The sequence below is a fragment of the Cryobacterium sandaracinum genome, from assembly GCF_004403415.1.
Taxonomy (GTDB): Bacteria; Actinomycetota; Actinomycetes; order Actinomycetales; family Microbacteriaceae; genus Cryobacterium; species Cryobacterium sandaracinum.
The window spans coordinates 153256-161576 of record NZ_SOGO01000035.1 but is presented as its reverse complement, the minus strand read 5'-3'; the positions used below and the strand labels follow the sequence as shown (position 1 = coordinate 161576).

General features: G+C 66.1%; 10 protein-coding genes. 6 read left to right on the top strand and 4 right to left on the bottom strand.

Annotated features, from left to right (window positions below):
* A partial coding sequence (locus E3T25_RS13305; RefSeq protein WP_166786014.1) for a transposase occupies window positions 1-212 on the top strand: 212 nt, incomplete at its 5' end.
* Between the two features lie 93 nt (window positions 213-305).
* On the opposite strand, the gene greA is transcribed toward E3T25_RS13305, so the two are convergent.
* Window positions 306-797: a transcription elongation factor GreA gene (gene greA / locus E3T25_RS13300; protein ID WP_134374740.1), complete on the bottom strand. Its 492-nt coding sequence runs from the start codon at window positions 795-797 to the stop codon at window positions 306-308.
* A 107-nt stretch (window positions 798-904) separates the two neighbouring features.
* Window positions 905-1306 (bottom strand): DUF4307 domain-containing protein, encoded by a 402-nt coding sequence (locus E3T25_RS13295; RefSeq protein WP_134342317.1) that lies wholly within the window; start codon window positions 1304-1306, stop codon window positions 905-907.
* A gap of 70 nt (window positions 1307-1376) precedes the next feature.
* On the opposite strand from E3T25_RS13295, the gene mca reads away from it, so the two are divergent.
* Both mca and E3T25_RS13285 read left to right on the top strand, forming a co-directional pair.
* Window positions 1377-2240, top strand: a complete 864-nt coding sequence (gene mca, locus E3T25_RS13290; RefSeq protein WP_174843947.1) for a mycothiol conjugate amidase Mca — start codon at window positions 1377-1379, stop codon at window positions 2238-2240.
* Entirely contained in the window at window positions 2237-2497 is a 261-nt protein-coding gene (locus tag E3T25_RS13285) for a hypothetical protein (protein ID WP_241980873.1), read from the top strand. The genes mca and E3T25_RS13285 overlap by 4 nt, the downstream gene beginning before the upstream one ends.
* Before the next feature lie 4 nt (window positions 2498-2501).
* Here the strand turns inward: E3T25_RS13285 and trhA are convergent, their stop codons facing one another.
* Window positions 2502-3203, bottom strand: a complete 702-nt coding sequence (trhA, locus tag E3T25_RS13280; protein ID WP_134374738.1) for a PAQR family membrane homeostasis protein TrhA — start codon at window positions 3201-3203, stop codon at window positions 2502-2504.
* Window positions 3204-3273: 70 nt separating this feature from the next.
* On the opposite strand from trhA, the gene E3T25_RS13275 reads away from it, so the two are divergent.
* From E3T25_RS13275 to E3T25_RS13265, 3 genes are all read left to right on the top strand, one after another.
* Entirely contained in the window at window positions 3274-4059 is a 786-nt protein-coding gene (locus E3T25_RS13275; protein ID WP_104100852.1) for an isoprenyl transferase, read from the top strand.
* A gap of 9 nt (window positions 4060-4068) precedes the next feature.
* Window positions 4069-5190, top strand: coding sequence for an aminotransferase class V-fold PLP-dependent enzyme (locus E3T25_RS13270; RefSeq protein ID WP_104100853.1), 1122 nt, complete (start codon window positions 4069-4071; stop codon window positions 5188-5190).
* Window positions 5191-5389: 199 nt separating this feature from the next.
* Entirely contained in the window at window positions 5390-6724 is a 1335-nt protein-coding gene (locus tag E3T25_RS13265; RefSeq protein WP_233191395.1) for a PhoH family protein, read from the top strand.
* A gap of 135 nt (window positions 6725-6859) precedes the next feature.
* Here E3T25_RS13265 and E3T25_RS13260 read toward each other — a convergent pair whose 3' ends face one another.
* Entirely contained in the window at window positions 6860-8275 is a 1416-nt protein-coding gene (locus E3T25_RS13260; protein ID WP_134374736.1) for a class II fumarate hydratase, read from the bottom strand.
* Window positions 8276-8321 lie beyond the last annotated feature (46 nt).

Genomic DNA, 8321 nt, shown 5'->3' with positions numbered 1-8321 from the left:
TCGTGAAACTCCAACGCTCCATCGTCAAGCACCGGGCCGCGATCCTTGCATCGATCGAGCACGGCCTCTCCAACGGCCGCATCGAATCCGTCAATACCAAGATCCGACTCATTACCCGCATCGCGTTCGGCTTCAAATCACCCGACGCCCTCATCGCCCTCGCCATGCTCAGCCTCGGCGGCCACAAACCCGCACTCCCCGGCCGGGTTTAACCCACAGAAGCAGCAGGAGAGCCAAAATCTCCGTCGAATCGGTTCGACGACGGGAGCCAAACGGGGCGCGGCGCGAGCGGGGGACCGGTGCGGCTAGTTGCCGGTCCAGGTCTCCACGAGGAAGATCTCGACGGCGATTTCCTTGCCGGTGGGCGTCACGTACGACGTTGTCGCTCCGACGGCGAGGCCGATGATCGCGGTGCCGAGCGGGCTCTGCTCGCTGAAGACGTCGAGGTCGCTGTCCCCGGCGATCTCGCGGCTGCCGATCAGGAAGCGGGTCTCATCGCCGGCGATCGTGGCCGTGATCACGGTTCCCGGCTCGACGACCCCCCGGCTTTTCGGCGCATGGCCGACCTCGGCGTTGCGCAGCAGTAGAACGAGGGTGCGGATGCGGGCCTCCATCTTCCCCTGCTCATCCTTGGCCGCGTGGTAGCCCGAGTTCTCCTTGAGGTCGCCCTCCTCGCGAGCCGATTCGATCTTCTTCGCGATCTCGACGCGCCCGACGGTGCTGAGCGTGTTCAGCTCCGCGGCGAGGCGGTCGTGGGCCTCCTGCGTCAGCCAGGTGACCGTGGTTTCGGTAGTCATGGGTGGAATCTCCTCATGCTTGTTCGTGCTCGTTCGATGCCCGTGCGGGTGAACCCGCAGATATACAACGGACGCCCCGACGATCACGTCAGGGCGAAGTCATCAGTCTAGGTCAGCCAGCAGCGGTAAATCAATCCGGTGTTGCTCTGCTCGGTGGTGCGCACATCCGTCGTCGTCGACCGCGAATACACGATGCTCGCGGGCAGGTTGACGACTTTCCAGCCAACCACCGTGAAACTCTCGTTGAGCGCCTGAACCGCGCAGCTGGCGGTGCGGCCGACCGGGATGGACGCCTCGAACGTGACGCTCACAGTGTTCTCGTCGATGATGCTGTGACGGATGTCCCGGGTCTCGATCAAAGGCTGCGACGCCCCCAGTCCCACCCAGACCACGAAGCCCAGGAGGATTGCCGCGAGGGAGCCGGCTGAGACGAACAGAACGCGGCGGTCTCTCGTGCCCCGGTTCGGGGCGCGCCCGTACCGGGTGTCGAGGTTGCTGCTCAGGGCCACTCAGACTCCATACTCACGGATCAACGATTAGTCTTGGTATCAAGGTTATCTGGCATTTCTGAGGAGTTTCATGGCGCTGCGACTCTTGGCTGTGCACGCCCATCCCGACGACGAGTCGAGCAAGGGCGCTGCGACCTATGCCCACTACCGGGGTCTCGGCGCCGAAGTGATGATCCTGAGCTGCACGGGCGGCGAGCGGGGGAGCATCCTGAATGAGGCTCTGCTCGGCCATCCGCTGGCCGAGCGCGACCTGCCGGGACTGCGCCGTCTGGAAATGGCCGAGGCCCAGCGGGCCCTCGGCGTGCAGCACCGCTGGCTCGGCTACGAGGACTCCGGCATGAACGAAGACGGTTCGGTGCCCCCGAACTCGTTCGCGGACATCCCGGTGGCGATCTCCGCCGAACCGGTCGTCCGGCTGATCCGCGAATTTCGGCCGCAGGTCCTGGTGACCTACGACGAGAAGGGCGGCTACCCGCATCCCGACCACATCCGCTGCCACGACGTGTCGATGGAGGCCTACCGTGCGGCCGCCGACCCGACCCGGTACCCGGATGCCGGTGAGCCCTGGCAGGTCGAGAAGCTCTATTACGATCGGATTTTCAACCTTGAACGCGTCGACGCCATGTTCCTGGAACTGAGCGTCACGGAGCCGGACTCGCCCCTGCTGGAGCCGCTCGGAGCGGCCAGGGAATGGATGAAAGACTACCCGAAGCTGGCCACGACCCATGTGCCCGTCGGTGACTTCCTCGAGGTGCGGGACGCGGCGCTTCGAGCCCACGCGAGTCAGGTTGCTCCCACCAGCAGTTTCTTCTTCTGGCCGAACGACCTCATCCGCGAAGCGTGGCCCTATGAAGACTTCCAGCTCGTCGAATCGAAAGTGGACACCGTGATACCTGAATCCGACCTCTTTACCGGAATCCGGGACGACTCGTGAGCGGCCTAATCCTGGCTCCCCTCGTGAGCATCGTCTTGGCCGCCACCCCACCGCCGGAGTTCGACCCGAACACGGTGACGCCGGGCCCGGAAGGCTTTGTGGCGATTGCTCTGGTCGCCGTGGGAGCGGTGCTGCTGGCGATGGACATGGCCCGCCGAGTGCGCCGCAACACCTACCGCGCCGAGATTCAGGAACGTCTGCAGGCGGAGATGGCCGCACAGAAGACCGCAGAGGCCGGAATCGCCGACAAGGACTAGCGAACTACGGTTGGATCGGGTTCGTCGCGATGATCATGATCGCCGCCCAGTGGCAGAGGAAGGCCACCACGGTCAGGGTATGGAAGATCTCGTGGAAGCCGAATACGCCCGGCAGCGGGTTCGGCCGCTTCATGCCGTAGATGACGGCGCCGACCGAGTAGCAGAGCCCGCCGACCATGATCAGTGTCATCATCGCTGCGTTGGCCTGGAAGAATTCCACGATGAACATCAGCGCTCCCCAGCCGAGTGCCAGGTACAGCGGAACGTAGAGCCAGCGTGGGGCGTGGATCCAGAACACCCGGAATGCGATTCCGAGGATGGCGCCGCCCCAGACCAGCGACAGAAGCAGCGTGGACTTGGCGGGCGGCAGGGCCAGCACGGCGATGGGCGTGTAAGAGCCCGCGATCAGCAGGAAGATGTTGGCGTGGTCGATCCGTTTGAGGATGACCTTCGTGCGCGGACTCCAGTCGAACCGGTGGTACAGCGCCGAATTGCCGAACAGCAGCATCGAGCTGAGCACGAACACGAGCGAACTCAACCGGGCCGCGCTGCCCTCGGCCGACAGGAGCAGCACGATCCCGGCCACGATCGTGACCGGGAACGTGCCGGCGTGGATCCATCCTCGCCAGGTGGGCTTGACGTCCACCTGCGGGGGCAGGTCGTCCTCGAACAACGGCAGGTTGGGGATGTCATCCGCTGAGGCCATGCTGCAAGAATAGGACAGTGTGCATGCCGCGCGCGGTACGCGACGCTCCCGAGTGGGCTAGCGTAACTGTGTGCAGAAACGGGAAGTTCCTTGGGCGCGCGGCATTCTCTACGGGGTTTATCAGCGTCGGCTTCGTCGCGGGCTGACGCCGGATGTGCTTCCAAACCACGTCGCCATGATCATCGACGGCAACCGGCGCTGGGCCAAACAGCTCGGGTTCGACTCCGCCGCCCACGGGCATCGGGCCGGTGCCGCCAAGATGCGGGAGTTTCTCAAGTGGTGTGACGACCTCGGCATCTCCGTCGTCACGCTCTACCTGTTGTCGTCCGACAACCTCACCAACCGGCCCAGCGAAGAACTCGCGGAGCTCACGAAGATCATCGCCAAGCTCGCGGAGGAGTTGTCCCGGTACCGCGACTGGCGGGTGCAGCAGGTCGGCTCGAAGACCGGACTGCCCGAGCCGCTGGTGGCCGCACTGAACGCCGCGGAAGCGCGCACGGCCCGCAAGAAGGGGCTGCACGTCAACCTTGCCGTCGGCTACGGCGGGCGCACCGAGATCACCGACGCCATGCGCAGCATCGTGGGAGCACACCTTGCCAGCGGCGGCGTGCTCGAGGACCTTGCGGAGACGCTGACCCCGGATCTGATCGGCGCGCACCTGTACACGGGCGGCCAGCCCGATCCGGACCTGGTCATCCGCACGTCGGGGGAGCAGCGCATCAGCGATTTCATGCTCTGGCAGAGCGCACACAGCGAGTTTTACTTCGTGGAGGCGCTCGGGCCTGACCTCCGCCAGGTCGATTTTCTGCGCGCCCTGCGCGATTTTGCTCGGCGCCAGCGCCGCTTCGGAGGGTAGGGGCACCTCATGACGGCTCTCGAACGGTTCCTTGACGGGTTCATCGCGGAACCCGGTTACCTCGACTATGCCCGGATCGGCCCGCTGTCGGCGGGTGTGGTCGCCGAAACCCTCGGCCAGACCGAGGTGCTCTCGCGGGCCCGGTTCGGCAGCCTGGACCACTTCCAAGCCCAGGACGAGCGGCTGCGCACCGCCGTGGCCCGAGCGACCGGATTCCGCGCCGACCAGGTCGTTTCCGAGCCCAACACCACCACCGGCGTGATGCAGGCCATGTTCGGCCTGACGGGGGCGGTGCTGCTGTCGTCGGGCGACTTTCCCACGGTCCCGTTCGCGGCCGTGCGCGCCGCGGAAGCGCTGCAGGTAGTCACCCCGCTCTGGCTGGCGACCGACCACGGCCGCGTCACCCCTGGTCAGATCCGGGAGCAGCTCACCCCGGCCACTGCCGCAGTGGCGGTCTGCCTCGTCGATTCCCGCACCGGCCATCGCGTGGACCTCGAGGGCATCCGTCAGGTCATCGGCGACCGTTTGCTCATCGTCGACGCCATCCAGGGTTTCGGCGCAGTGGATGTCCCCTACGAGGTGGCAGACGTCGTCGCGTCGGGCGGGCAGAAATGGTCCAGGGCCGGCTGGGGCACCGGGTTCCTGGCTCTCAGCGACCGTGCGGTGGAACGCCTGGTCCCCGTGTTCTCCGGTTTCGCCGGCACCGACGTCCCCGAGCCGTGGGACGAAGTGTTGCCGCCGAGCCGCAGCGCAAACGCGTTCCGGGTGAGCAATGGCGACGCCATCGCCCAGGCCCGGTTCGCGGCCGCCCTCGAGGAGGTGGCCGAGGTCGGTATCCGTGCCATTGAAGATGCGATCGCCGTGAACGTGTCGCTTCTGATCGATCTGGCGGACGAGTTCGCTGTGCCCGTGGTTTCCTCCCGAGACGACCGGGAGCGGGCCGGCATCCTGGTGCTCGAGCCACCGGCGAGCCAGCTCACGCTGCTGAGCATCGCGCTGCACAACCACGGGGTGACGGCGACGACCCGCAGCGGGACCGTGCGGCTGAGCACCCATGCTGCGCTCAGCCCGGACACGGTCGACATGCTGCGCGGGGCGTTCACCTCGTATGCGACCGCCGTGACCTACTGACGACGGCTCGGTGAACATTGTTTCGAATGGGCGTGTCGCTCTTCCCCTGGAGCGTGCGGGTAAGTAGCGTCATGCTTATCAGGTATGGCGCCTGATCGAGACGGCCACATAAGTACGGCTCGAGAACCCTGTGGCCGCTCGCCAACACAATCTGTGCCTCACGGGGCACGGGGTGGGAGTGGTTGTGACCGCTAATCAGATCGATAACAAGGGTTCTAACCAGAGTGCGTCGGCGACGGGGCAGACCGAATGCACGTACGTTCTTGACACCTCGGTTCTGCTCTCCGATCCCAAAGCGATCTTCCGTTTCGCGGAGCACGCCGTCGTGCTCCCCGTCGTGGTGATTGCGGAGCTCGAGGCCAAACGCAACGACCCGGAGATCGGCTACTTCGCTCGCCAGTCACTGCGGTTCCTTGACGAACTGCGGGTGAAGCACGAACGGTTGGACTTCCCGATCCCGGTCGGTGACGGCGGCAGCCTCCGCGTGGAGCTCAACCACTCGAACATGTCGGTGCTTCCGTCCGGACTGCAACTCGGTGACAACGACTCCCGCATCCTGGCCGTGGCCCTGAATCTCGCCCACGACGGCTTGAATGTGACCGTCGTCTCCAAGGACCTGCCCCTGCGGGTCAAGGCGGCCTCGCTCGGCCTCACCGCAGAAGAGTACCGTCATGAACTTGCCGTGGATTCCGGCTGGACCGGCATCGACGAGATCACCCTGGGCTCGAACCTGATCGACGAGCTCTACGACAAGGAGGTCGTGCACACCCGTCTCGTGCAGGACATGCCCGTGAACACGGGCCTGGTCATCCACTCCGACCGCGGTTCGGCGCTCGGCCGGGTGACCGGCAACGGCGCGATGAAGCTCGTGCGCGGCGACCGGGACGTCTTCGGGCTGAAGGGACGCTCGGCGGAGCAGCGGCTCGCCATCGACCTGCTGCTCGACCCGGAGATCGGTATCCTGTCACTGGGAGGTCGGGCCGGCACGGGGAAGTCGGCGCTCGCCCTCTGCGCCGGGCTCGAGGCCGTGCTGGAACGCCAGCAGCACCGCAAGATCATGGTCTTCCGACCGCTCTACGCGGTCGGCGGCCAGGAGCTGGGGTACCTGCCCGGCGACGCCGCCGAGAAGATGAGCCCGTGGGCCCAGGCGGTCTTCGACACACTCGGGGCCATCGTCTCCGAGAACGTGCTGGAGGAGGTCATCGAGCGCGGCATCCTCGAAGTCCTGCCGCTGACGCACATCCGCGGCCGGTCCCTGCACGACGCTTTCGTGATCGTCGATGAGGCTCAGTCGCTCGAACGCAACGTGCTACTCACGGTGCTCAGCCGGATCGGGCAGAACTCGCGGGTGGTCCTCACCCACGATGTGGCGCAGCGGGACAACCTGCGGGTCGGCCGCTTCGACGGGGTGGCGTCGGTGATCGAGACGCTCAAGGGACATCCGCTCTTCGCCCACATGACGCTCACCCGCTCGGAGCGGAGCGCGATCGCCGCCCTCGTGACCGAGATGCTCGAGGGCAACGAGGTGCGCTAGCGCCCTGACGAATTCGACGGAGATTTTGCCCCAGAAGCCGCTTTCGGTACGAAAACAGGCAACTGGGAGCAAAATCTCCGTCGAATTGGTGAGCGCTGAACGGACAAGGAGCTGCGCAAGTGAGAAAGCGCGGGGCTACTTCGCCTGAGGCGGGCGGGTCATGCTCAGCACGTCGAGGGCGGTGTCGAGCAGTTCGAGGGTGACCTCGCCGCGCTCAACGAAACCGAGCGCGATGACGGAATCGCGCACGGTCATCCCTTCGGCCACCGAGTACTTTGCCACCCTGGCCGCGGCCTCGTAGCCGATGACCCGGTTTAGAGGAGTGACGATGGCGGGGGAGGACTCGGCCAGCGCGCGCGCGCGCTCGACATTCGCTGTGAGGCCGTCGACGGTCTTGTCTGCGAGCACGCGGGCCGCGTTCGAGAGCAGGCGGATCGACTCGAGCAGGGCGGTGCCCATCACCGGGATCGCGACGTTGAGCTCGAACGAGCCCGACGCGCCCGACCAGGCGATGGTGGCGTCGTTGCCGATCACGCGGGAGCAGACCATCAGCACGGCCTCGGGGATCACCGGGTTCACCTTGCCCGGCATGATCGAGGAGCCCGGCTGCAGGTCGGGGATGTTCAGCTCTCCGAAGCCCGTGTTGGGTCCCGAGCCCATCCAGCGCAGGTCATTGCAGATCTTGGTGAGGCTCACCGCGATGGTGCGAAGGGCGCCGGATGCGTCCACCAGGCCGTCCCGGTTGGCCTGCGCCTCGAAGTGGTCGCGTGCCTCGGTGACCGGCAGTTCGGTCTCCTCGACGAGCAGCTCGATCACGAGCTGCGGGAACCCTGCGGGCGTGTTGATGCCGGTTCCGACCGCAGTGCCGCCGAGGGGGACCTCCGCGACGCGGGGAAGCGCGGTGCGCACGCGCTCGATGCCGAGGCGCATCTGCCGCGCGTATCCGCCGAACTCCTGGCCGAGGGTGACCGGGGTGGCATCCATCAGGTGGGTGCGGCCGGCCTTGACCGCGCCGGCCCACAGCTCGGCCTTGGCTTCTAAGGCCACAGCCAGGTGGTCGAGTGCGGGGACGAGCTCGTCGATGAGCGCGCTCGTCACGGCGAGGTGCACGGATGTCGGGAACACGTCGTTGGAGGACTGAGACGCGTTCACGTGGTCGTTCGGGTGCACCGGGCGCCCGAGGCTGCGGGTCGCCAGGGTCGCGAGGACCTCGTTCATGTTCATGTTCGAGGAGGTGCCGCTGCCGGTTTGGTAGACGTCGATCGGGAACTCGGAGTCGTAGCGACCGGTGGAGACCTCGTCGGCGGCGGTGGCGATCGCGTTGGCGATGTCGACGTCTAGTACCCCTAGTTTCGCGTTCGCCAGGGCGGCGGACTTTTTGATGCGTGCCAGGGCGGCGATCTGGGCGGGCTCCAGTACCGAGCCGGAGATCGGGAAATTCTCGACGGCCCGCTGCGTCTGCGCCCCGTAGAGGGCGGCGACCGGAACCCGGACCTCGCCCATCGTGTCGTGTTCGATCCGGTACTCGGCTTCAGCGGTCTTGTCCACCACGGTGTGTATTACCTTTCGGTTGGGAATCTCTTCGGTACGGGAACGC